The following is a 25,198-nucleotide window of genomic DNA, read 5'->3' as shown; positions in this document are numbered from 1 at the left end:
CCTTTTTCCTTATCTGTACAATTTGGTATCTTGCGCCCTTATCCAATTTGATCGCTTAAAATGAAACGCAGATCTGTATCGCTTACTTTTAATATTTTCCTGGGGATTGGCTTGCTGATGGTGGTCGTTGCTGCTATGATATGCTATAATGTTAAAACGTTCAATGCCTCCGCAGTAAAAACCAACGGAACAGTGGTGGACATGATCGCCAGGGGAAAACGGTCGTACGCCCCGGTGGTAACGTATTTCGATGATGCAGGCGTGAAGCACCGTTATATTTCCAGCGTTTCTTCCAATCCTCCCGGGTACGAAATCGGGGAACGCGTCGACATTTATTACGACCCCAAAAACCCGGATGATGCGAAAATAGCCGGCTGGATGGAATACTTTGGCGCTATCGTGGTTGGCGGCATGGGGTTGCTATTCAGCTTCTTTGGCCTGGGGTATTATTTAAAGAGAAAGGTGAGCCGCTCGCGCAGGGACCAGCTGAAACAATCGGGGTTGCTGGTCCGGGCCGACTTTGACTCGGTTGACACCAACAGGTATATTCGGGTTAACCGTCGTAATCCCTTCTTTATACGCTGCAACTGGAAAGATCCGCTCACCGGCGTAAACTACCGTTTCAAGAGTGGGTTCATGTGGTCCGACCCTACTTCACTGATTGGGGTTCATCAAAAAATAGACGTATACATGGACAAAAATAATCCACGTAAGTATTACGTGGATATTTCTGCCTTTGAGCAATAATACAGTTACGGCGGGCTGTGAAAGTAACAGCCCGCCGTCGTTATCAATAAGCATACTTCGGATCTACCTTACGCTCATCCACACTGATGCCTTCCTTCATCCATCGTGGCATGGGTTTATCTTTGAGATAGTGATCAAAGAACTGTCCCATTCGCAGTGTCCAGTCCTGTTGCGGGATCTCCTCCTCCAATGTGTGGTTCAGTCCCTTGTAGTTAAGCAGCCAGGCGGGCTTGCGCAGCCTGCGCATAGCCAGGAATAGGTCCAGCCCCTGGGTAAAGGCCACCGCACCGTCTTTGTCGTTATGAAAAATCAGCAGCGGGCTGGTGATCTTGTCGGCATTAAAGATGGGCGAATTGGCGATGTAGGCTTCTTTATCTTCCCACAGCGTTTTCCCTAAACGATACTGCTCCACTTCACATTTAAACATACCCGGCGCCCCATTGGAGCGCACTGCCGTGTAGTTGTAGGTAACGTTAACGGCGCCGGCGCCGATGTTAACGCATTTAAAAAGGTTACTACGGGTAGCTATATACGCTACTTCAAAACCGGCAAAGCTATGCCCTTGCAGACCTATATGCGCCTTGTCTGCAATACCCCGGCTAATCAGGTCCATTACGCCGCTTACCACAGCATTGTAAGCGCTTTCACCGGGTTTTCCGGTAGTGTAGTGTATGTCCGGGCGGAATACCACGTAGCCGTTACTTACATAAGTAGGAATATCGATGGTAGACGTGCTGTAACCCGGCACTAAATACTCATGCAGATCATGGGAATGCGTTTCATAAAAATCAACGATCATCGGGTAAGTCCGGGTGGTATCAAAGTTTTCAGGGAGATATAAGAGTCCCTGGTTTTGTTTCCCTTCGTAATTTTTCCATTCCACCACTTTTGCTGAACCCCAGCCGTACTGCGCCTGTTGAGGGTTCCTGTTGGTGAGGCGTTTAACTGCCGTAAGACCGGCATTGCCCCACCAGATGTCGGGATACTGCCGGTAACTCTGCCGGGCGAAAACGAAGGCATTACCATTGCCTGCAACACTAATTACTTTTACGGTGTAAGCCGGATCATCGGCCAGTGCTATTGCTTTCCCGCCGGGGTTTAAGCGATACAGTCCGCCCGACTTTGTTTGCTCATTGAAGCTGCGCAGCAGGAGTGCCTTTTTCAGGTCCAGCATGCCGCCATAATCCGCCCCCTGCAACCGGAAACTTACGTGATGCTGCCGGCCATAGCCGCCGGTAATGCAACGGGCAGACTGTTTGCCGGTCAGGTCTATTGCCCACATATCGTACCGGTCGTATACAATTACGGTATTGCCTTCGTCTGTCCATCCAGCCATACCATAGGATGGTGGCGCTTTGGGCAGGTCGAAATCTTCTTCATACACCGGGTAGCCAATGGCAGCAGAAATCGTTACAAACTTTGCCTCCTCCGGTTTCAATACCTGCCATTGTTTTTCATTGCCGTTATATATCACTGCAAACCGGCCGTTGGGGCTCCATTGCGGGTTATCGGTACAATCTTCCGCCACCAGTTTGCGCTCGCCCGTGTGCACATTTACCAGGTAAATGTCAGCATTCAGCGAGTACTTCCAGTCGAGCATATATTCATAGCGCGACTGATCCGTGAGCAATGCATAATTGTAACTCCCGCTTTGAGGTGTAAAAAGCATCCCTGCATATTCAGGCGCCACCTGCACCAACTGCTTCGTATCCAGGTGATAGATGAATTTTGCATCGTCCATCATCGTTCTGTCGTATACCCCTCTCCGTTGCCGCCGTTGGGATACAGGTTCATTCCAGGTCCACAGTTCCAGGTCTGCTGCGTTGGGATTGGGCTTGGGTGGGGTTTTGCGCGCTGTATTGAAGCTTAGTTCCAGCAGCAATTGTGTGGTACCAGGTGTAATTTCGTATGCCTTTTTCGTAATACGGTAACCCGGCGGAGCGGTAATATCGTTGAAATCCATGAGCAGCTGAGGCGTACTTTTCTTCAGCGAAAAAGCATACAGCTTTGTGCCCGACAACAGCGTGCCTTCTTCTTTATCAGGATTAAAACTGTAGTCGGTTACCGGACCACTAAACAGCGCAGTGTGCCTGCCTTTCAGCGGGCCGGCCATGAGCCGGTCGCCACGGAGATAAACTACCTGGCCCTTGCCGGAAAGAGAATACCTGTCTGCCTGTTCGAGAATAGTACTGTCGTTGGTATCCGTATTCCAGATCACCAACCGGCTACCGGCTGCCGTTTTATAGTTATAGGAAATATAGGGAGATGTTTGACTGTTGCTGATAAACGAGGTAGTCGTCCACCGGATCTTTTTCCCATCTTTCAAACGCATGAGCATTAGTGAATCATTCACATTATACTTCAGCCATTTGCCTTTATTAAAAAAATCGGCCCCCGAAGTGTTGTCCAACAGGATCTCCTTGCTGGTTTGTGTATTGACCAGGTGTTTTTGCGGATTATCGTCATCGGGCAAATCATACATTACCCAATCGCCATAATAACTGATAACAGGAATACCTATACGTTTCCATTCTTTATAGGCAGCGGTATCCAGCACTTTTTGCTGCGCCGCAGCGGGCAGTATGCCGGCGCCTGTCAGTGCGGCATATAAGAGCAAAGATCTTTTTCTCATTGTTCTGCTTTTAAAATCTCAATAACCTGGCTTAGTTCATCGGCAAGTGCGCTTGGACTGCCGCCGTATCCTTCTGCCGTATACCTTATTATTCCATTTTTCAATACTACTTTTCTTGGAATAGCAGAAGAATGGAAAACAGGCAACATGCTCTTGAATACGCGGTCGTTTCCTTTCGTATCCGGGTTTTCATCATCGTACAACACTTTAAAACTATAACCTGATGACCTGATATATTTAGAGATGTCTTCCTTGTAAGTTTTAGCGCGTTCCATGGTGGCGATAAAATAAAAATCAACCGACGGATCAGCGGCATATTTGCTCACTGCCATCTGCATGCCGGGGAAGGCCATTTTACAGGGGAAACACCAGGTAGCCCAGTAGTCCAGCACAATGATCTTGTTGTTCCAGCTATCGGAGCTAACGGTGCTGCCATTCATATCCTTCAACCGGAAAGGCGTGATCTTTTCGCGGATAAGTTTAGTCTTGATTTCATTGCTGTCCACAGCAGGTTTAAGACCCGCCACGTATGCATCAAATCCTGCTGTTTTGCCGTATATCCTTTTCAGTTTTTCCATCATAACAGGCGTAGCGGCGCCGGCTTTAACACCTGCTTCCAATACAGTTTTCACCTTCTTTTCGCCACCGGTATGTTCCAGTATGTTTACCCAGGCTTCATTCAGATTGGCATTGTTGTAGCGGCCTTTCCCGGAGCGCTGCGCCCCGTAAGGAAGTGCTTCTTTATACTTACCCATTTTATTCAGCATGCTGATATGGATAGCCAGGCGGGCATCCATTTGTGTGCGGGCATTTTCGCGGGCTTGCAGCGGGGTGTAGCGGGTATCTTCCATGTATGATCCATCATCGCTTTTTTTGATGATGTCGTCGATCAGCATTTTTGAGAACGGATAAATTTTTGCCAATGGTGTTTTTCCGATAATAAATGCTTTATCGAGATTAGCCCGGTATATTTCATTCAGCGTAACAAAATCCATATCGCGGAGATGTTTTTTCAGGCTGTCGGTACGACCCGTGGCAATGTACACCTGGCCCAGCAAACGGTATATATTGTGGTAAATAAATTGCTGCGAGGCGATAGTGTCCCTGCGGTATTCCGCCACCGGGAAATCACGGAGGAAAGTTTCCATGGCAGCAAACTGCGCTTCGCCCATTTGTCCCATATAAGCTTTGCTGTATGCATCGAACCGGGCGGCACGGCCTTTGGGAAACCGTTGCAGTTGGAGCTTTCTCACGGAATCGGCTTTCTGTTGGTCTTTCAGCTGGAACCTGTAGGTTTCATACACGATGTTATAGCCTTGTTCATCGAGTCCGGGTATCCTTAAAAACTTTTCCAGGTTGCGCGGCGCTCTCTGTGGAAATTCATCGCCGAGTTTTAGTTTGAGCATAGCCAGGTAGCTGTCGAAAAATTTTGGCATGCTATCGGGATAGGCTTCCATTTCCTTACGCACCCACATTTCCAGTGCTTCGTTGCTGATATCGTAGTTATTAAAATAAAATGGCGCTTTGGCGATAGAAGGCTTCCGGAAAATACCCCATGCCAGCTGGCCGCCGGGTAAACGGTTGCCGTTTTTATCGGTGGTAACCGACATAAATCCATGATCATTATTATTGTCGGAGGCGGCCACCATACCGTTTTCAGTGGTCACAAATTTAATGGCCACAAATGCGCAGTTTGCAGGAACCGCGTACTGGCCGTTCCAGGTGGCGCCGCGTTGTTGCAGTACAATATCATCCACATACCAGCGGTAATTCCGGTAGAGATAAATCATGGCGCCTATATCTGCCTTACCGGCCAATGGCCCGCCGGCGGGATTATACAGGAGGCGGAGCGTATCTCCTGCCACGGTTTTTTCCAGCCCCGTTAAGCGGCTGCTGTCCTGCGTGTACGCGGTTGTGGAAAACGCCAGCAGCAACGCCAGCATACTTATCCATCTTTTCATGTTGTTTCCGTTTTTTAATGGCATGCCCCGAGTGGCTGCCTGGTGGCAGCCGCTCTACCGGACATCCCGGGTTATGATGGTTGGTTAAATATTATCTTGGGCTTTGCGCTATTTCCGGATTCAGCAGGATGTATTTTGTACCGATTGGGAAGATATACCGGTTGCTGTTTGGCTCCAGTGTATAGTTTACGCCTTTGAAAGTGCGGGTAACCGTTTTGGCAAAAGCGGCATCTTTGTTCAGGCGTTTCTGATCGAACCATCTTAATCCTGTTCCAAAAAATTCGCGCTTTCTTTCGTCCACTACCCTACTGAGCGCTTCCGCTGGAGTGCCGGGTGTATAAGCCGTATAGTCTGCTGTGAGGAATCGTTTTTCGCGCAGGCTGTTCAATACGTTGGTGGCGGTTACCGCATCCCCGGAGCGGGCAGCGCATTCTGCTTTAATCAGCATCATTTCCGGTACGCCAGGACCTTGTGTGATGGTATTGCCCTCTCGGCTGTAGCGATAGCGCCAGTAGCCGTAACCTGTAAACGCCGGGAAAAAGTTGCCGCCCGGTTTTACAAACAAGGCATAGCGCATATCTTTTGTGCCGAGCAGCGACAACAACGCCGTGTCCAGTTGGATGCCTCCCTGGTAGAAACCAGCGTTAATCTTTGAAAAGATCACTTCCGGATCTTTCAGCCGGTAGGGAAAAGTGGCTACACTGGTGGTATAGTCACGAAGGTCCAGCACACCGTTCTGCAGTGCCAGTGCCTGTTCTGCATAACTCCGCGCGGTGGTGAAATCGCGGGTCATCAGGTAAGTACGTGCCAGCATGGCGTAGGCAGCTGCTTTAGAAGGGCGTGTATTATAATCAGGCAAAGCCGGCAGTGCGTCCACTGCCTGTTTCAGGTCGCCGGTAATCTGGTTGTAAACCGTAGCTACAGATACTCTTTGCAGCGATGCAAACAGGTCGGGCGTTAATAATAAAGGAACACCAGGATCGGTGGCGGCGGTGGCGGCATCGTACTGCGCGCTGTAAATATTCACCAGGCACCAGTAAGCATATGCCCGGTGTGTGAGCGCTTCTGCGAACAGCTGTTTCTTGTCTGCATCAGTACCATTTTCGCTGGCCATTACACCGGCCAGCACTTCGTTGCAGGTATAAATTGCCTTGTACAGTTTGTCCCAGTCTCCATCCGACTGTGTATCACTCCAGTACTGCGGCTGCCACGTATAGGCATTCCCGTTAATATCGGTCATGGTAGCCTGTTTCGAGGAATCCAGGAAACGGGTATCATCACCGGAATAAATAGTGAGGCTGAAACCTGCTTCCAACTGGGAGTTGTTATCCAGCAAAGCGCGGTAGTCTTTGGTGTAGGTAGGCGTACGTTTTCCTATCTGATCTATTTCCACGTATTTACGGCATCCTGTGGCCAGCGCCATTACCGCTACGAAATATATTAGTCTTTTCATTTTCTTCGCTGTTAGAATGATGCATTGATGTTAAACATATAGCTGGTTACCGGCGGCATGCTGTAATAGTTTGCATTTGCATTCAGGTACTCCGGATCAATCCCATCTTTATTAGCTCTCCATAAAATACCGAGGTTACGCGCGTTGCCGCTAACAGAAAGACTTTTAATCACCCGTTGCGGCAATAATTCTTTCGGGAAGCTATAGCTGAGCGAAATTTGTTGCAGGCGGATGTTGTCGGCCTTTCTTACCAGCTTATCCGAATTCCGGTAACGGACAATACTGTTGTTATTCACGTTTTCAAGACCCGGCACGTCGGTAAAGGCTTCATCACCCGGTTCCTTCCAGCGGTTAGCAAGATCCTTTTGCCTTCCGGGCAAACCAAAATAATACCCCGCAGATGTAGGATAGTTGGTGATCGCAGGTTTCATAAAAATATGCCCCATGTAATAGGTCATCTGCACCCTCATTTCAAATCTTTTATAGCGGAAGGTATTAAAGAACCCGCCGTGGTAAGGCGCCACTCTCACGCCCGCATATTTTAGGTCGTTTATATCAAATGCCGACATAAGGTTGGTGGTATTGCTGATGATTTTATTGTTGCGGTCATAGATCTGGGTTTGACCTTTATTGTCCAGTCCTGCGGAGCGATATAAAAACGTAGCGCCAATGGGATAGCCGTTTACCGGGGAGCCGCCGGCGATAAGGTTGGAAGCCTGTGTAATGTTATAGCGGTTGTCTGTTACTTCGTTGGTACCATATGCAAAATTGAAAACGGAGGTAATACCCCAGTCCCTTGTTTTCAGCAATTCACCTGTAATGCCTAACTCCATGCCGTGGCTTTTCAGTGTACCGGTATTGAACTGCAGGGTAGACCAGCCATAGGTGGAGTTATATGGCAGCGTAGTGATGATGCCTTCGCTTCTTTTGGTGTAGGCATCTGCGGTTAGCATTAAGCGGTTATTAAAGGCCCTGAGGTCCACGCCAAAATTGAGTGTTTTGGTCAGCTCCCATCCCAGTTGCTGGTTGCCCGGCGATTCAATAACACCGATGGGCAGTTGTGTGCTGGGATCTGTGGCAGCCAGATTGATAAGGGGTACATTGCTTCCTGCTAATGGCACCGAACCGCCGGTACCGTAGGTAACGCGGAGGTCTAACCCATTCAGCCAATGAATATTCTGCATAAATGATTCCTGGCCCATACTCCATTTCGCGCCGGCGGACCAGAAAGGTTTTGCGCGTTTGCTGCGTTCAAGACCCAACAGCGTATAGTCGTCGAAGCGCGCGCTGGCGGATAAATTGTATTTTGCTTTATAGGTATAATTGCCATTACCGAAATAACTGAGGTAGCGGTTCTTTTGTTCTGTTACCGGGGTGGTTACCGGGCCGATATTCTGCGTCCAGCCATACATGGTCATGAGCTGTGCATTGGGATCTACAGTAGCAAAGGTGTTGCCATCCGCATTATATCCATAGCGGGTAGACGCATATGACCTGTTATAGGTTTCCCTGATTTCCCCTCCTGCAAGCGCCGTCAGCTGATGATCCGGATTAAAATTCCGGTGGATGTTCAGGACACCCCGCAGGTTGTAATCGTAGGCATTGGCGTCCGACAAATAATAACGGCCACCATAAGGCAGATTGTAGGTTGGTTTGCCGCTGGAAGGATTGGTTACCGTGTAAGTGTTCATCAATGTGCGTCCGGCGTAACTTTGCACATCATCCACGCTTTGAAGACTATTCGCATTACGCTGGTACATACCAGTCACGTCCAGGTTAGCCCAGTTTGTCAGTTTGAAATTGAGTCCTGCGTTGAGCCGTACCTGTTGCATACTATTTTTGGTGTTGGAATATCCCAGCTCATCGATCGCATTGTAAGTAGTGGGCAAAAAGCCTTTGGCGACCAGGCTGTCGTTTACTTCTGGGCGGAAGCCTACATTTCGCTGTAGGTGGTTGCCATTTGCGTCTACCAGCATATCATAGGGACGCAATGCAGTAGCGTTTTGTCCCAATGCGTCGGCAGCGGCATTATTAAAGTAAGTGGTGCCGCCCTGGTAGCTGAAGCCGGTAGACAGCTTAACGCGGCGGTCAAACAGATCGTTGGTGAAGTTACCGGTGAGGAACACATTTTGTGCGCTGTTGCTTCTGAAAATGGGTTGGTCTTTATTAAAGTTACCGGAGAGATAGTAGCTGTTGTTATCACCGCCGCCGGATACAGACAGATTGTATTGCTGGTTCACAGCGGTGCGCAGCAGGTACTTTTCTATTTGCCCGTAGTTATTGCGGGAGGCAATTTCCGCGATGGCGGCATCTGCCTGTGCCTGCGTGGCTGTTCCCCTTTTCACTTTATAAAACCATTCCTGTACTTCGCTGGGATTAGCTGCCTGTAGTGGGTTATAATAGCCGAGTGAAAGTGCATCTGTAAAAAATCCTTTATTCAGCATTTCCATTTCAAGATCTACATATTCCGCGGTGGACATCCAGTTGAGATCCGAGATGGAAGGCGCTTTGGATACCCCGAATGTTGCAGAGAGGTTTACAGAGGGGGCTCCCCTCTTTCCTTTCTTTGTTTCTATCACAATAACGCCATTGGCGCCTCTAGCCCCCCAGATGGAAGTTGCCACCGCATCTTTCAGAAAAGTGATCTGTTCTATATCGTTCGGGTTAAAAGAAGACAGCACCGAACCATTGGCCATGACCGAGTTGCCAAGGGTCGTCAATTTTTGATTATCCCCGGTGGGGATCATGGGAAAGCCATCCACTACGATGAGCGGCGCGGTAGTGTTGCCATAAGTGTTGGTAGTACGGATCTGTATGGTGTTGCCCCTGATATCAAATTTTACGCCCGGCACTTTACCTTCCAGTCTTTCCATAATGTTATTGGAAGGCACTTCAGCCAGGTCTTTCGCAGTAATAATACTGTAAGAACCGGTAGCTCTTTCTTTTGAAATCGTCTGGTAACCGGTGGATACAGATACATTGATGGCGCTGATATCGATGGTGGCGCGTTCGAGTACGATTACCAGGTCGGTGTTGTTGCTGATCTTCATTTCCTGGGATTTGAAGCCTACGTAGCTGATCACCAGTACATCGCCTACATTCACGCTCAGATCGAAGCGCCCGTTTTCATCGTTGATCACTGACCGCCCGGTTCCTTTTACCTTGATGGTAGCGCCAAAGAGGATGTTACCCCGGGCATCTTTCACGATGCCCTGCACGGGAATCGTTACCAAAGGAGTGGTGGTATTGGCATAGGGCAGCGGAAGAGGCATTGTTTTTTTGCTGACGAAAATGGTTTGCTCCTGCAGCATATACTGCAATTCCTGGCCTTTGAAAATAATGTCGAGGAACTGCCCTAACGGCATATCCACGGCAGACAGGTTCACTTTCTGCGTGCCTTTCAGCAGGTCTAAGTCACAAAATATGTGATAGCCCGTTTGCGACCGGATGGTTTGAAAAGCCTTTTCCAGCGTGATATTTTTGCCGGATAAGGTAACCGATTGGGAGACTCCTTTGGCGCTTACTCCCATCAGTGCGGCCGTTAATAATAGCGTGGTTAGTTTCATCACTAACAGAATTTTTTTGCAGAGACTATACCCTTTGGTTGTCTCATTGATTCCCCGAGATTTGGTTGAGAACCGGGGCCCTTCCTGCCTGCATCTGTGCATAGCATGGCCACTCCGGTTACAAGACGCATTTTTTTGCATAACTTGCAATTGGTTAGGTTGATTGAAAACAGTTGACACGAATTAATTGTCTATCGTTCACCCTGGCTATAGGCCGCTCTGAATCCTACCTCAGAGCGGTTTTTTAGTATAGGGAAAAATACTTAGGGTAATACTACCAGCCGGTTGCCGGCTTCTATCCGGAAATTCACCCCGGATGCTTTTAATCCTTCCAGGACCTGCGACAGGCTAAGGTTCCGGCCTATTTCACCGTAGAACTTCCTGGTGGGAATGGCGCCCTCGTATACTACTTCTATATTGTACCACCGGGATAATTGCCGCATGACTTCAGCGATTCCCAGCTGGTCGAAATTAAAGGTGCCTTCTTTCCAGGCAACTACCTGGGCGGTATTCACCTGGTTGTTTATTTTTATGTTGCTGTTTACTTCCGCTTGCTGCCCCGGCTGCAATATAGCCGCCTCGGTCCGGAGACTTATTTTCACGCTGCCCTCCAGGAGTGTAGCCCTGATGTTGGTTTCATCGTCATACGCATTGATATTAAAGTGCGTGCCCAGCACTTCCAGCGTTGCCTGGTTATTGATTTGTACCCGGAAGGGTTTGGCAGCATCTTTCGCTACTTCAAAATACGCCTCTCCTTTTACCTCCACCTTTCGTTCATTTCCGGTGAAGGCCGTGGGGTAACGGATAGCGCTGGCGGCGTTGAGCCATACCTGGGAGCCGTCCGGCAATGTAAGCCGGAACTGCCTTGCCCGGGGTGTGCTTACGGTATTATACGCTATGCCCGAAGCTTTGCCGGCATCGTAACTGAGCCCTCCGTTTTGCATGATCACGGTGGTGCCGTTTTGGTTGGCGAGGATGCCGTTGCCCATGCTGTCGAGCGTAATTTGCTTACCATCTGCCAGGGTGAGCATGGCTCCGCTGTGACCCGGCGCTACATCTGCTTTTCCGGCCAGTTCTTTTTTGGGTGTTCCGGGTCGTAATGTAAATACCAGTATGGCGGCCAGTACTGCGGCCGCGGCGGCGGGCCACCATATCCGCATCCTGCGGACCTTTGCCCGGTCCTGCTCCTGCAACCGGCGCCGGAGCTGTTCCAGGAAAGCCGGGGAGGCTTCTTCGTACAACACTGGTCCTGATGCCGCTTGTAATTGCTGATGAAATTCTTCCGCAGACACGGTTTCGTACCAGGAAAAAAATTCCATTTCTTCCTGTTCCGTCAGCGTACCGCTCCGGTATTTATTTAAAAGCGCTATTTTATTCCCGTTGTTCATAGATGGCACTATATACTACAGACGAACACGTGTTGTATTCGTATACGCCAAAAAGGAACTTTTTTTTATTTCCCGTTAAGCCAAAGCAGGAAAAGGATAGCAACAGGTCCGCCGTGCTGTTCCAGCACGGACTTTAAGGTATGGAAGGCGGCATAGTAATGTTTTTTCACCGTTACCACGGCGATGCCGTACCGGGCGGCAATTTCCTCAAAGCTCAGTCCTTCTTCGGTGCGCAGCAGGAAAATGTCGCGCTTTTGTTTGTCGAGGCCATTAATGGCCCGCAGGGCCGTATCATGTAATTCCTTATACTCCAGCGCATCCGGCATATCGGCTGCCGAGGCGCGCTGTTCCAGTGTTTCCATTGCCCGGAGATGTACTTTTTTCCGTCTTAACAGATCAAATACCAGGTTGCGGGCAATCCGGAAAGCATAATTTTCGAAGGACTTCACCAGCAACAGTTTTTCCCGGATCTTCCAGATCCGGAAAAATGTTTCCTGTAAAACCTCGTCGGTTTCATGGCGGTCCTGTGTAATAAAGTTAACGGCTACCTGCAGATTGGGGTAATACCAGGTGTACAATTGCGCATAGGCATCCTGGTCGCCATCGGCGGCTGCCTGTACCAGTAAATGTTCGTTGGAGAGCGGTACCCGGTGATATTGCGAAAAATGTGAACTAGCCAATCCGTTTGCAAGATACGGAAAATAAAAAACCATCCCTGAACGGGATGGTTCGCTTTATCATTGCACCCGCTGCTGTTGCTTCAGCAGCTTAGCCCTGTTGATGTCTTTCTGTGCCTCTTTAATATTGATCTCATTGCCCAGCTGCGTTTTGAGGTGTCCCCTGTTCTCAAAAAATTCAGCCCGGTTATTATTAATCTTTATTGCCTCATTGAAATCTTCCAAAGCAGACATCTGTTGGTTTAACTTCAGTTTTATCAGTCCCCTATTATTAAACATCATCGGTAGCTGGTTGCTGCTGACCCTATCAAACAACTTGTCGATCTGATCCAGCGCCTCCTGGAATTTCTGCTGCTGATACAGCTGGTTAGTCCGGTTAAGCAACTGTTCTATTCCTTGTGCTTTCACCAGGCTATCGATGTTTAAAAAGCTGTTCAGGGAAGCATCCTGCTGATTGACGAAATTATAGCCTTTTGCTATTGCCAGGAGCCGTTTGGCTTTGGTAGGGTGACTGCATCCTGCTTCGAGTTCAGGGGGCGGATGTTTATCCACCGCCTGAATGCCCGACTCTGCATTCCTTAACGTTCCCTTCAGCTTCTTAATAATATACCCGGAGAAAAAATCTGCTTCTAACTCCCTTTGCCTGGAAAGGGCGTATGTTAACGCCTGGTTCCGGAAGGAATGCCCCAGAAAATGGTGCCCTACTTCATGCGCAAAGATGGCAAAGGCCACCCAGTCTGTATTCTGGGCTACTAATTTATTGAGGTATTGACGGTTGTATAAAATATACCGGGTACTGTCGCCACGGGTCATTACGGCTTTAAACACAGGCCCCGGAAAGGCGCATTCATACAGGATGAAATTTGCCGCCACCTGGTTGTCAGTTTCCATGCCTAATAACTGCTGAATCTTGAGAATTACCATGGCCGGGGTAAAACCATCTGCACTTAATGATGGCTGCATATCCGGGATACAATCATCTTCCAGCTGACTACTTACAAACCCGCAGGAAAAAAGGAAATTACTATCTTCCGGGATGGTATCGCTAAGCGGCTGTAAAACCGGGGCGGTCTGGCTGTATGCCCGGTATTGCCCCGGCAGCAGCATAACGGCTGCGCATAGCAGCATACATACGATATACTTTGCCATTATCTGGTGAGGTTATAGGTGATCGCCAGGAAATGTCCCCATTTGTAAAAAGACTCCGTTTCCACCGTTGTTCCAATCGTTGCTTTTGGTACGATCTGGCCTTCCTGGTATTTCGAAGAAAGCAATGTTGCCTGGGTGAGTGTCCATCCAAAGCTAGCGATAAACCGCTGTTCACGGCCTAAGGCCGCAGAAACGCCCAGGTGATAATTGAACTTTGTGGTAGACCCGGTGGACAAGCTCACCCCTACAGCCAACGCTGGCTGAAAGTCCCACCCTGTTCTGTAGTAGGCGTGCATCAGTGCGCCGAGAGAGGGTACTACTTTATTGCGGTTATCATTTCTCCCTATTTTCACATTATCCGGATCGCCGCTGATGCTATCCAGCCGGTAAGACTGGTCAAAGAAATTGTCGCTTCCAAAATTCATAAAGAAGCCGGTGCTGAAGTCGAGTTTAAACCCGCCATACGTTCTGACGATAATCGGGGCCTGTAAGCCAGGATCTGCACAAGTGGTGTTATCTTTTGGTTCTATTTTGATGTCAAATTTCAGTTCATCTTTATCTGCAATAGCTGCCTGCCTGATGATATAATTTATGGGGTTGATCACCTTATAGCTATTCACTATCAAATTCTTCTGATCAAGCAGTTTATAATTATCAATGATTTCAATCCCTCTTTTAACGGCCGCCTCATTGGATTGTTTCGTTTCCACTCTTTCATTGGTAACCCTGATGGCCTTATCGAGGATAAGGTTATCGTTGGCAAACTCTTCTGCTTTAGCTGTCTTCTTTACGGTTACCAACTTTGCCATCAGCTTGTCAGCATCTTCTTTAAAAGGTTTTGCGGCCTCATTAATGTCCTTCTCCAATTGCTCCAGCGTTGCCTTTTCAGTGGTAGCCACCTGCGTATAGTGATCGAGGATATTAATCACCTGGGCGAGCAACAGTTCTTTTGAGGCCGCTGCTGTTTCCGTTCCGATTTTATTATTGTTGACAAAAGCGGTGGTGGCTGCCAGGAGGTTTGTCTCCGCCTGCGGGTAGGCGCCATCACAGGCTTCTTTTATGGCTATCAGTTCATTTTTATAATAGAGGCTATGTTGCAGTACTGCTACTGCTTTTTTAAATTTCTCCAGGCTCTCCCAGTAATTATCCAGTTTATCATTTAACTTTTTATAGCTTGCTTTAAACGGCGTTAACTCCGCCTGGTACAAGGTTTTCAATTTCAACACACCATCGTTAAATGAAAATGCGGCGCCACCTGCGGGTTTAGGATCATCTGCGGTACCAAGATCAACGGTTGATCCGTCGAGTTTTGAGAGGATAGCCGGTTGTTGCACGAAGAAATTGGTACTGGTATTATTTACCTGGATGTTGTAGCGGCTTTTATTGATATTAATGATTTCCAGTACCACCAGGTTTCCATGCTTTACGCGGTGCTTTATCCTTGATTTGGGTAAATGCTGGTAGTCGATCAGGATGGTATCCGGCGACTGGGCGTACAGGTCTGCTATAGGTAACAGGAATAATAATGAAAGGAACTTTTTCATGTGTAACTATTAGGGATAAGGAATAATTGTCGGGGGCTACGAAGTACTAATCTGCTCTAAGATAAGAAATATTACATAAAAAAAGCATGGCATCTTCCTTCCGGATGATACCATGCTTTTATCATATCGTTGTTAAACTAAACTTTCAGGAACACCTTCTGTTTATACATAAAATACAGGAATAACCATTTTAGAAATACCAGGGAGATGCTGAGGGCCACCGCGCCGAACGGGTCTCCTACCAACTGCCCAAGCCATTTAAAAAACACCTCATTGCTATAGTTCCAGTCGATAAAGTGGCCCGAAATATAGATGAGAATAGAGTTCATTCCAATCACGCGGAAAAAGAAAGCCCATTTTTTATACCCTGCAATATCAATAACATAATAGAAAAGCGCGAGCAACAACAGGCTGATACCGCCTACCTGCAACACAAATGAACTGGTCCACAGATTTTTATTAATGGGAAAATCAAGGTTCCACAACTGTGCCAGCACTAAAAAAACGAGTCCTGTAAGGGCCATTACGCCTACTTTCTTTACCGGGGCCATCGTGCTGTTCCGTAATAAATTACCGGTGAGAATCCCCAACATCGCGGTGCTGATAGCCGGGAAGGTGGAGGTAAATCCTTCCGGATCATGGATACCGAGATACAATTTACCAGGAACAATGAGACGGTCCACGTACGATGCGAAATTCCCTTCCATGGTAAGATCACCGGGCGAAAATCCGGGCGCCGCTGTAAACTTCAGCAGCAGCCAGTACGCGACCAGGATACCTACGAACCAGATCATTTGCGCCCGTTCCTTTGTGTACAGGTAAATGATGTTGGCAAACATATAAGCCAGGCCGATACGACCTAAAACGCTGCAAAATCTTATCTGCGATACCGGCTGCAATTGCAGGCCGTTATTATAAATAACACCCAGCAACACCAGTACCAGTCCTCTTTTTATTACACGCAACAGCAGCTGAGTGCGGCTTTTACCTTTTTCCAGTTCCCTGCCTACCGAATACGGCGTGGAAACACCGGCCATGAACAGGAAAAGCGGGAATATCAGATCATAGAAATGAAATCCGTTCCACGCAGGATGTTCAAGCTGTACGGCGATGGCGTCCCAGAAAGGAGATCCTGTTGCCTTTGCTATTTCATGAAAGATGGAGCCGCCGCCCATAATCCAGAACATATCAAATCCCCGGAGGGCATCTAATGAGTAAAGCCGGCCTTTTTTTTCATTGTCACGGTTTATTGCTGCCGGGATCCCGGTTTCCACTGGCAATGCTGTTAATGTGCTCATTGTTGAAGAGATCAAACGATTAGTGTATAATTTCAAACGATTTTGGCAGCATACAAGCTAATAAAAATGGCGCTAACTTTTTCTAAAATTAATCTACAGGGAAGTTAACCGCTTATACCAGCAACTAAAAAATTGATTATCAACACTGTTATGCCTTATATTTAATTACCGGCCCCGCTTTCTTCCCGTAAATCTTACTACAGCGCCTTTTCCAATATGACATTGCCCTTCACTTAAAAGGATTTCTTCTTCCTCCAGTGTCAGTATATCATAGTTCTCAAAGTCTGCTGCTATCTCTGTTTTGGAAAGCAGCATATCCATATCTGTTGGCCCACCTACAGCAGGATTGAGCTTCTTCAGCTCTACATGCTTTTTACTGAAGGCCTCTAAAATAATGATCCCGCCAGGTTTAAGGTAGCTGCTTAATTGTTGGTGAAATATAGATTTTTTAGCGGCGGCGAAGTGCGCATACACCAGCCCGATAGCATCAAATGATTCCTTTTCAAACGTTAGCTGCTCCAGGTCGCCGACAATATATTCCAGGTTAACATGGTTTGTTGCGGCCAGTTGCAGTGCCTTCGATTTCCCTGCTGCACTCAGATCAAATGAAGTTACCTTCCATCCAAGCTGTGCAGCGAATACACCATTGCGACCTTCTCCGTCTGCCGGCATCAGTATGGCGCCCGGCTTAAATTGCGGCAGCCATTCGCTGAAAAAATCATTCGGGGCTTTCCCATAGGCGTACTCATTGTTTTTATACCGGTCGTCCCACATATTTTTGTATTGTTCATCCCAGGATTGATTCATATACGTTGATTTATAATTAAAAAATGAGAGGGTTTCCGCAAAGGTAATGGGAGCGGCACACAGAGGAGTAGGACAAAAATGTAGTAGTATAGGATTTATCTGTAATCGCGTCTGAACGTTTCGGGTGAATAGCCTGTATGTTTTTTGAAAAACCTGATGAAATAGGAAACATCTTCGTAGCCAAGATGATCTGCTATCTGGTTTACCTGCCCGGATGTTGCCAGTAGCTGTCTTTTGGCTTCCAGTATAATATATTCATTAATAAGTGCTGAACAGGTTTTACCTATCGTTGCCTTGGTGATGGCATTCAGCTGATAGCTGGAAAGATTCAGCATCCCGGCATATTGGGATACCTCCTTACAGTTTAAAACATGCGTCTCCAAAAGACTGAACAACGCATCCAGTTGCTCCTGCCTGTAAATGTTTGCGTTGCGGTGAGCATCATTACCGGACTGTCTTATCAGCTGAATAAACAACACATCCAGGTGGGCTTTAATAACATGCCGGTAGTTTTCCTGTTTGCCGGTATATTCCCGGAAGATATCAGTTAATATCGCCTGCAATTGTTGAAACCCGGCAGCATTAAGCTGATAGTGGTTGATATTTCCTGCCCTGCGTAACAACTGGCTGGATACTTTGTGATGAGAGAAACAGAATCCGTCATTGAAATGCATCATGTACCCTGTGCTGCCTGCTTTCAATACCAACCGGTGTACCTGGCCCGGGCGAAGAAAAAAAACAGTATGGTCGCCGATCACGTAGCGGGTGAAGTCAATATCATGACTACCGCTTCCCTTCTCCAAAACAAGCATATAAAAGAAGTCGTGCCGGTGATACTCCTGCACCATGTCCTCCCCATCCAGTAAAGTCTGAAGATCCCGGATGCCGAAGCCTTCAGCAGCATCCGTACCTTTTTCCGCTGTAGTAATATGTCTGACAGGTATCTTTTCCATTTAACTGCACTCCAGTAAAATTATTATTGCTGCAATGTAAGTCAAATGTAATTACATTTTCATAAGCCCGGGGTAGATCCTTAAATATACCTGGAGCGCCAGCGGATTTTTGCCATACAAATCATGCAGGGATTTATCATCAAAGAAAACACTCAGCTGCCCACCCAATGCAAGCCGCGTTTTTGCAATATTCAGCAGGTCGTAACTTACCCCTGCGGTAAGTGCGTTAACCGGAAACAGGGCATCACCGTACTTCGCAGGATCAAGATCCAATTCTTCCACTGATTTCTGTACCCATTCGTAGCGGGTATAAACCACTGCTTTCTTCATCTGCCATGCTCCTTCCAGCAGGCACGCGTTCTCTCCTTCATGACCGGGCGTTTTATTCAGGCCCCACAGCGTTGTTACATTCATCCAGTTATCGTTGCGCATTGGCAGGCTGAATATGGCGGAAGCGGTAGTCCGGTTAACATCTTCACCGGGATGAAGCGCTTCGGGGCTTTTAACGTATCCGTGTGACACCTGGAATGCCCAGTTGCGGGAAGGGTTAAAGGAAAGCCTGCCACTCCAGGAATCAAATCGCATTTTATCGAAGTTGTACCTGTTCTCGTCGGGCTCCCTTCCTGTAAAGAGTGACCCTTCCAATTTAAACTTATCCACGCGCACACCGAGGGTGGCCACTCCGAAAGTGATATGCGTTCCGTCGTTCCAGTGATGACTGACAGGCGCATCCGGGTTTGCTAACGCAGACGGGCGATGCATAAAGGCAACGGATCCCAATGCCGGTTCACCCGGATAGCCGAAGTAAGCAAAGGCGTCTACTTTTTTTGAAAAAGCATAACTGTAACTGACGGATAATTCAGAAAACAGGTCATGCGGATGCTGGCGGTCGACCAGTGGCTGTCCCTTCCAGCTTTGCCAGATCCCGCGAGTATTATGCCACTTTAGCCTATCTCTACCGTCACATCATCCGTAAGTGGAAAGCTCTGGCAAAGCAGCACCATTCCTTCATCCAGCTCCTGTTGCCTGAGCGCATAATTACCGCGCATTTTTACTTTCCCGGCAGTGAGTTTCGCCGCACAAATACCGCAGGTGCCTCCTTTGCAGGAATATGGCAATGGTATCCTGTCTTCCAGCGCCGCTTCGAGAATCGTTTTGCCGGCGGCCACGTCCAGCAGGTTGCTCTGTTCGTAAAAGTGGAGCAATACTTCCTGCGCGGCACCGGGCAATACTTCCTCTTCTTTGCTACTATCCGGGGAAAACCATTCCATGAAAATACGATCTGTCGGCACTTGCAGCGCTTCCAGCACTTCCTGCTGCATTTTCATCAAGCCTGATGGACCGCAGAGAAAATAGTGAACCCCCTCACCGGGATCGGTCACTGCCTGTTGAATAAGCTTACGGGTAACCAGTTTGCCCAGTCTGCCGCTAATAAATTCCGGGGCAGCTGCTTCTTCATAAACTGATATCGCGTGATAAACGTTGATCCGTTCCCGGTAGTGCTCCTTCCACTGTGCAATGTCATCTCTGAATATAATTTCATCCGGTGTACGACTGGCGTAGACGAGTGTAACATGTGTGTCCGGAGCGGTATCGATCACTGACCTGGCAATGGCATACAAAGGTGTGATCCCGCTTCCGCCGGCCAGCAGCACAACGTGCTTTGCCTGATAGCTACCGGGTACCGGTGTAAATGAGCCATAGGGACCGGATACTGTCCAATGCTCAATGGCGGAGGCCTTATCGGCAATATAGTTGCTCATGATGCCACCGGCTACTCTTTTTACGGTAATGGCTGGTTGTTTATCCCTGCTACAGACTGTGCTTAAAGAATAAGACCTGGTAACAGTGACGCCGTTGATCGTTAATGTTAGATTGATAAACTGGCCGGGTTGATATATAAAAGGCTGGCCGCCGGTATCAAACTTTATGGTGACTGTGGAGGCAGTTTCCCGGATGATACCCGCGGTGCGCCAGATCTGTACATTGTTCATGCTTTCTGATGATTTATTTTAAAGACGGGCGGCTTTTAAACGCAAACTATTGCTGACCACACTTACTGAGCTGAGGGCCATCGCAGCGCCGGCAATCATAGGATCTAATAAAAATCCGTTGACAGGGAATAAAACACCGGCGGCAATGGGAATACCAATAATGTTGTAGATGAATGCCCAGAAGAGGTTCTGTTTAATGGTGCTAACCGTTTTCCGCGACAGCTTCAGTGCTTTCGGGATGCTATTGAGATCAGAGGTAATCAATGTCATTTTGGCCACGTCCATGGCAATATCCGATCCTTTGCCCATGGCTATACTTACATCCGCCTGGGCCAGTGCCTGTGAGTCGTTGATACCATCGCCCACCATCGCCACCACTTTCCCGGATTGCTGCAATTCTTTTACAAATACAGCTTTATGGGAAGGGAGTACTTCTGCTTTATAGTGCTTCAATCCCACTTTCCTGGCTACCGCTGCGGCGGTGTGGGTGTTATCACCGGTAAGCATATATACCTCAATGCCTTGTTTTTGCAAGGATGCAATCGCTTCCCTGGAGGTTTCCTTTATTTTATCGGCGATGGCGATGACCGCCAGCAGTTGTTTGCCTGCGGCAAAATAGATCACTGTTTTGGCATCTTCCTGCAAGGCAGCGGCTTGTGTTGCCTGTTGCGGATCGATGGTGACATTGTTCTCCTCCATCAGTTTGCGGTTACCCACCAGGTAAACAGTTTGTTCAAAAGTGCCTTGTATCCCCTTACCGGTAAGGCTTTCAAAGGCAGACAACTTAGCGAATGCTGCGCCGTTGTCTTTCAGGTAAGATACTACGGCCTCCGCCAGCGGGTGTTCCGACTGTTGTTCAAGTGCATACAATACTGATTGGGCTGCGGAGTGGGTATGAGCAGGTGCATGCCAAACCAGGTCAGTTACCACCGGTTTACCTTCCGTAATGGTACCGGTTTTGTCGAGGATAATGGCATTCACTTTATGCGCCAGCTCCAGGCTTTCGGCATCTTTAATAAGGATATTATTTTCAGCGCCCTTCCCTACTCCTACCATGATGGCGGTGGGTGTTGCCAGTCCTAATGCACACGGACAAGCGATCACCAATACCGTTACCGAGGTAAGCAGTGCATGGGTGAAAGCATTATCGCCACCAAACACCATCCAGGAAACGAATGTAAGGATAGCAATACCTATTACCACCGGTACAAAGATCCCTGCAATCCTGTCTACCAGCTTCTGAACAGGCGCTTTACTGCCCTGTGCTTCCTGCACCATTTTGATAATCTGGGCCAGGAGTGTATCTGCGCCTACTTTTTCTGCACGGAAACGGAAACTGCCTTTCTGGTTGATGGTACCGGCAAATACTGTATCACCGGCATGTTTAGCCACCGGCACCGGTTCGCCGGTGATCATACTTTCATCCACGTAGGAAGTTCCGTCTGCCAGCTTTCCGTCTACCGGGATCTTTTCTCCCGGCTTTACCAGCAGCAGGTCCTGGACTTTTACAGCGGAGACAGGAATTTCGCGGGTTTCGCCGGATTCATCTACCAGCAATACCGTTTTGGGTTGCAGACCGATAAGTTTTTTTATGGCAGATGAGGTATTGGATTTGGCTTTTTCTTCCAGGAGTTTACCGAGTGATATAAATGCAATGACCACAGCGGCCGCTTCAAAATACACATGTGCATGTAATCCGCGCTGGTGCCAGAACCCGGGATATATTGTATTGAAGGCACTGAACAACCAGGCGATACCGGTACTCAGCGCCACCAGTGTATCCATGTTGGCTTTCCTGTGCCTGGCCTGCTTCCAGGCATTGATGAAGAAGTTGCGGCCCAGGAAGAACACCACTGGTGTGGCAAGCGCCATCATGATCCAGTTGCCGTATGGCATATTCATAAAGAACATCCCGATGATAACAATGGGAAGCGATAATACCGATGCCCAGATAGTACGTTGTTTTACCTCGCGATAGTGACGCTGCTGTGCTTCTTCCTTTACTTCATCCTGGTTTTCTTTGTCTATCACCAGGTCGTACCCCACTGAACGGACGCTGCTTTGCAGCATTTCAGGGGTAACGGCGGCATGATCGTATTGTACCCAGGCGGTTTGATTGGCGAAGTTAACGCCGGCGTCCTGTACACCTGGCACCGATTTCAACATGGACTCCACGCTAACGGCGCATGCCGCGCAGGTCATTTCCAACACGGGAAAGGTTTCTTTTGTGGTACCGGCAGCGTGCTTCCTGTTGGTGGTTGGTTCCTGTAATGATATAGCTGATGACATATATTGCTGATTTTCTACAAAACTACGCTGCTGCCGGGGCACGTACGTTACACTATTCAGGGGGAATTGTATATAATTTTAAGACCGGTTGTCAGGGTGATGGGTCAGGGCCTGCTTTGATTTCCTGATTTCTTTAAAGTGAGAGGTATTGAGGCCGGTTTGATCTTTAAACTGCCGGGACAGATGGGCGCCGCTGCTATAACCCAGTTTAAAGGCAATGTCTGAAAGGGTTTCATCGGTATAAACCAGTAATTCCTTTACTTTCTCTACACGGTATTCTTTGATATATTTCTCCAGGGTAACGCCTTCTGCTTCTGAAAATATATTGCTGATCATACTATAATCTTTATTCAGCGCGCTGGATACTACCTCTGAAAACCTGAAGTTATCCGGGAAATCATAGGATCCCGAATACACCTGGTCGATCAGGTTCTTCACCTCTCTTACCAGCTTCGTCTTTTTATCTTCCAGCAGGGTGAATCCCAGCAGCGCTAATTTCTCCCGGAGAGTATCCATATCCGGTTCTGATAATGCCGTTATGGTGGTTACCTGCCCCAGCGCAATACCGGTTACCGGTATCCGCAGCTCGTGCAGCGCCTCTTTCACCGCAAGGATACACCTGTCGCAAACCATTCCCTTAATAAATATCTTATAGTTACTTAGCATATAAACAGTATTTGAGCTATGCAAAGTTCAGCTATTCCACCGGCAGGGGAATTATAAAATTCAGGGGAATATTTATATAATTATAATTTACTGTTTATAGATATACTCCAGTGCTTCATCTTTGTTATTAATAAAATTCAGGGAACGGTAGGTAATTGCTTTATCGGGCATTAATGCTCCATTTTTACCTTTCCAGTTTTCCCAATACCTGGTTGAATAGCCGATCACGATCTTCGTGTTCGGAAGCCGGAATCCGCGTACTTCTCCATAGTGGTTTATGTTGCCGCTGGTCATTTGTCCCACCAAAATGGCATTGGTATATCTTTTAAGTTCAACGGCATTCATCAGGGCAGAAGAAAAAGTTTGCTTCCCGATAAGTACATAAAAATGCGCTTTCTTATTTAAATAACTGTGTTTAATACTGTCGATAAAAGGTCTCAGTACGCCGGAATTTCCTCCGCTGTTAAACCGGAGGTCAACAATAATTTTACCGGGATGTAAGCTGTTTATTTTTGAAAACAGTTCCTCATTAAACTGCGCGAATGGGTGTTGTTCATCATCGTTGCACCGAATGAAATTGAAATAGATTGTTTTTCTGGCGGAGTCATATTCATACCAATAGTCTTTATTTTGCTCCCTGTAAGGTAACATGGCGCCGTATTGGGCGGACAGGGCTATGTTCAGGCTGTCTTTATGAACGGCTGGAACTGTTACCTGGTACACTTCTCCATCGCGGCTTTGCAGCGTGAATGCCGCGCTTTCATCCGAGCTTAGAATGCCCAGTCCTTTAAGAAAAGAGGGATTATTCAGCAATTGTTGTTCATAGACTTCAAAATAGGATTGATTATCCGCCTTAATTACTTCTTTAAATTTCCTGTTGATTTCATCGATGGAATGCCCGTTAATCGCTGTTAGTTTAGATAAAAGCGCAGTTGATTGCTGCGGAGCAATACCAGTAACAAAAATGCCGTCGTCGAACACGGTAAACTTTACAGGCAAAACAGTTTTGAACTGCGGCTCAATCCTGGTATGTTCATCGCCGATCAATACGTTTAACCTGAAAAGTTCCACCATGAAGGTTTCATCATTCAGGGTGTCAATTTTCCCCGCTACACCGCCAACTTTATTTTCAAATTCCTGTTTGCTGATTTTATTAAAGAGATTTTTGTGCTTTACCGGAAGGGTATCGCGGTAGTACATTAAGTCTTCCAGCAGTTGCTTTTTTCCCAGGTGCTGCGAAAAGGAATGATTGGAAATTAATATCAACAGGCAGGATATCAAAGCACAGTGTCTTTTCATTTGGTTCAGTTTTTTGTTGTCTCCTGCATAGCTGTTGCAGGTATCCAACAATATACGTCCAACCGGTTGAGTTTCGTATACGCGGACTGGTTTAAATATGGATATCTTGTCTTGTTCCTTAATTCCTACATTTGTATTTTAAATTTACCGGGAATGGAAGAAAATAAAGCGCACTGGGAGAATGTTTACCATACAAAAAAACCTTCGGAGGTAAGCTGGACACAAGATGTACCGCAAACATCCCTCGATTTCATTCTTTCCTGTAATATTCCAAAAACGGCAGGCATTATTGATATCGGCGGCGGCGACAGTAAACTGGCCGGCTTCCTGCTGGATGCAGGTTTCACCAATATTACCGTACTGGATATTTCGGCCAGGGCATTGGAGAGGGCGCGACAGCGCCTCGGTGAAAAAGCTGACCTGGTGAAATGGATAGTGCAGGATATTACTACTTTTCAGCCGGATGCCTCCTACGAGGTGTGGCATGACAGGGCTACTTTTCATTTCCTGACGGCAGCAGAACAGGTTGACCGGTATTTAAATATTGCCCGTCAAAGTATCAATGCCGGTGGCTATGCTGTTATAGGTACTTTTTCTACCAACGGTCCGGAAAAATGTAGTGGTCTCCCTATAAAACAATATAACGAGGGTACGCTGACGGATCAGTTAAGCAACGGTTTCAAGAAAGTAAAATGTATCACAGAAAACCATGTAACGCCTTTCAATACAACGCAACATTTCCTGTTTTGCTCGTTTAGGCGAACTTTGTAACATG

18 protein-coding genes are annotated in these 25,198 nt (G+C 47.6%); 2 read left to right on the top strand and 16 right to left on the bottom strand.

Annotated elements, in window-relative coordinates; genetic code table 11:
- Positions 1–60: 60 nt before the first annotated feature.
- The gene (locus QFZ48_RS24220) at positions 61–747 is read left to right on the top strand and encodes a DUF3592 domain-containing protein (RefSeq protein ID WP_429048790.1); all 687 of its coding nucleotides are present in this window, start codon (positions 61–63) and stop codon (positions 745–747) included.
- 43 nt (positions 748–790) lie between these two features.
- Here the strand turns inward: QFZ48_RS24220 and QFZ48_RS24215 are convergent, their stop codons facing one another.
- The 16 genes from QFZ48_RS24215 to QFZ48_RS24140 all read right to left on the bottom strand — a co-directional run bounded on the left by QFZ48_RS24215 (position 791) and on the right by QFZ48_RS24140 (position 24,423).
- Entirely contained in the window at positions 791–3,379 is a 2,589-nt protein-coding gene (locus QFZ48_RS24215; RefSeq protein WP_429064042.1) for an alpha/beta hydrolase family protein, read from the bottom strand.
- On the bottom strand, positions 3,376–5,340 hold the full coding sequence (locus tag QFZ48_RS24210; RefSeq protein ID WP_429064040.1) for a TlpA family protein disulfide reductase: 1,965 nt from the start codon (positions 5,338–5,340) through the stop codon (positions 3,376–3,378). Before QFZ48_RS24210 ends, QFZ48_RS24215 begins: the two co-directional genes overlap by 4 nt.
- A gap of 91 nt (positions 5,341–5,431) precedes the next feature.
- Entirely contained in the window at positions 5,432–6,793 is a 1,362-nt protein-coding gene (locus QFZ48_RS24205) for a RagB/SusD family nutrient uptake outer membrane protein (protein ID WP_429064038.1), read from the bottom strand.
- An 11-nt stretch (positions 6,794–6,804) separates the two neighbouring features.
- Positions 6,805–10,359, bottom strand: coding sequence for a SusC/RagA family TonB-linked outer membrane protein (locus QFZ48_RS24200; RefSeq protein WP_429064037.1), 3,555 nt, complete (start codon positions 10,357–10,359; stop codon positions 6,805–6,807).
- A 263-nt stretch (positions 10,360–10,622) separates the two neighbouring features.
- Entirely contained in the window at positions 10,623–11,747 is a 1,125-nt protein-coding gene (locus QFZ48_RS24195) for a FecR family protein (RefSeq protein WP_429048798.1), read from the bottom strand.
- A gap of 65 nt (positions 11,748–11,812) precedes the next feature.
- Positions 11,813–12,427, bottom strand: coding sequence for an RNA polymerase sigma factor (locus tag QFZ48_RS24190; protein WP_429048799.1), 615 nt, complete (start codon positions 12,425–12,427; stop codon positions 11,813–11,815).
- A gap of 57 nt (positions 12,428–12,484) precedes the next feature.
- Positions 12,485–13,573 carry a hypothetical protein gene (locus tag QFZ48_RS24185; protein ID WP_429064035.1) on the bottom strand — a complete coding sequence of 363 codons (1,089 nt, stop codon included), beginning with the start codon at positions 13,571–13,573 and terminating at the stop codon, positions 12,485–12,487.
- Complete coding sequence (locus QFZ48_RS24180) at positions 13,573–15,117, bottom strand: hypothetical protein (RefSeq protein ID WP_429048803.1); 1,545 nt, start codon at positions 15,115–15,117, stop codon at positions 13,573–13,575. The genes QFZ48_RS24185 and QFZ48_RS24180 overlap by 1 nt, the downstream gene beginning before the upstream one ends.
- A gap of 137 nt (positions 15,118–15,254) precedes the next feature.
- Positions 15,255–16,415, bottom strand: coding sequence for an acyltransferase family protein (locus QFZ48_RS24175; RefSeq protein WP_429064034.1), 1,161 nt, complete (start codon positions 16,413–16,415; stop codon positions 15,255–15,257).
- A gap of 165 nt (positions 16,416–16,580) precedes the next feature.
- Entirely contained in the window at positions 16,581–17,222 is a 642-nt protein-coding gene (locus QFZ48_RS24170; RefSeq protein WP_429064032.1) for a class I SAM-dependent methyltransferase, read from the bottom strand.
- A 95-nt stretch (positions 17,223–17,317) separates the two neighbouring features.
- Positions 17,318–18,175, bottom strand: coding sequence for a helix-turn-helix domain-containing protein (locus QFZ48_RS24165; protein ID WP_429048808.1), 858 nt, complete (start codon positions 18,173–18,175; stop codon positions 17,318–17,320).
- 51 nt (positions 18,176–18,226) lie between these two features.
- Complete coding sequence (locus QFZ48_RS24160) at positions 18,227–18,937, bottom strand: hypothetical protein (RefSeq protein WP_429064030.1); 711 nt, start codon at positions 18,935–18,937, stop codon at positions 18,227–18,229.
- A gap of 182 nt (positions 18,938–19,119) precedes the next feature.
- On the bottom strand, positions 19,120–20,169 hold the full coding sequence (locus QFZ48_RS24155) for a 2Fe-2S iron-sulfur cluster-binding protein (protein WP_429064028.1): 1,050 nt from the start codon (positions 20,167–20,169) through the stop codon (positions 19,120–19,122).
- 18 nt (positions 20,170–20,187) lie between these two features.
- Complete coding sequence (locus QFZ48_RS24150; RefSeq protein ID WP_429064026.1) at positions 20,188–22,458, bottom strand: heavy metal translocating P-type ATPase; 2,271 nt, start codon at positions 22,456–22,458, stop codon at positions 20,188–20,190.
- A gap of 78 nt (positions 22,459–22,536) precedes the next feature.
- Positions 22,537–23,124, bottom strand: a complete 588-nt coding sequence (locus QFZ48_RS24145; RefSeq protein WP_429064025.1) for a helix-turn-helix domain-containing protein — start codon at positions 23,122–23,124, stop codon at positions 22,537–22,539.
- An 87-nt stretch (positions 23,125–23,211) separates the two neighbouring features.
- Entirely contained in the window at positions 23,212–24,423 is a 1,212-nt protein-coding gene (locus tag QFZ48_RS24140; protein WP_429064023.1) for a hypothetical protein, read from the bottom strand.
- A gap of 153 nt (positions 24,424–24,576) precedes the next feature.
- On the opposite strand from QFZ48_RS24140, the gene QFZ48_RS24135 reads away from it, so the two are divergent.
- On the top strand, positions 24,577–25,194 hold the full coding sequence (locus tag QFZ48_RS24135; protein ID WP_429064021.1) for a class I SAM-dependent methyltransferase: 618 nt from the start codon (positions 24,577–24,579) through the stop codon (positions 25,192–25,194).
- Positions 25,195–25,198: the final 4 nt, after the last annotated feature.

This window comes from Chitinophaga sp. W2I13, from assembly GCF_050434005.1.
GTDB lineage: Bacteria > Bacteroidota > Bacteroidia > Chitinophagales > Chitinophagaceae > Chitinophaga.
Note: the sequence above shows the minus strand (reverse complement) of the source record. Positions and strands in the feature narration are given on the sequence as shown.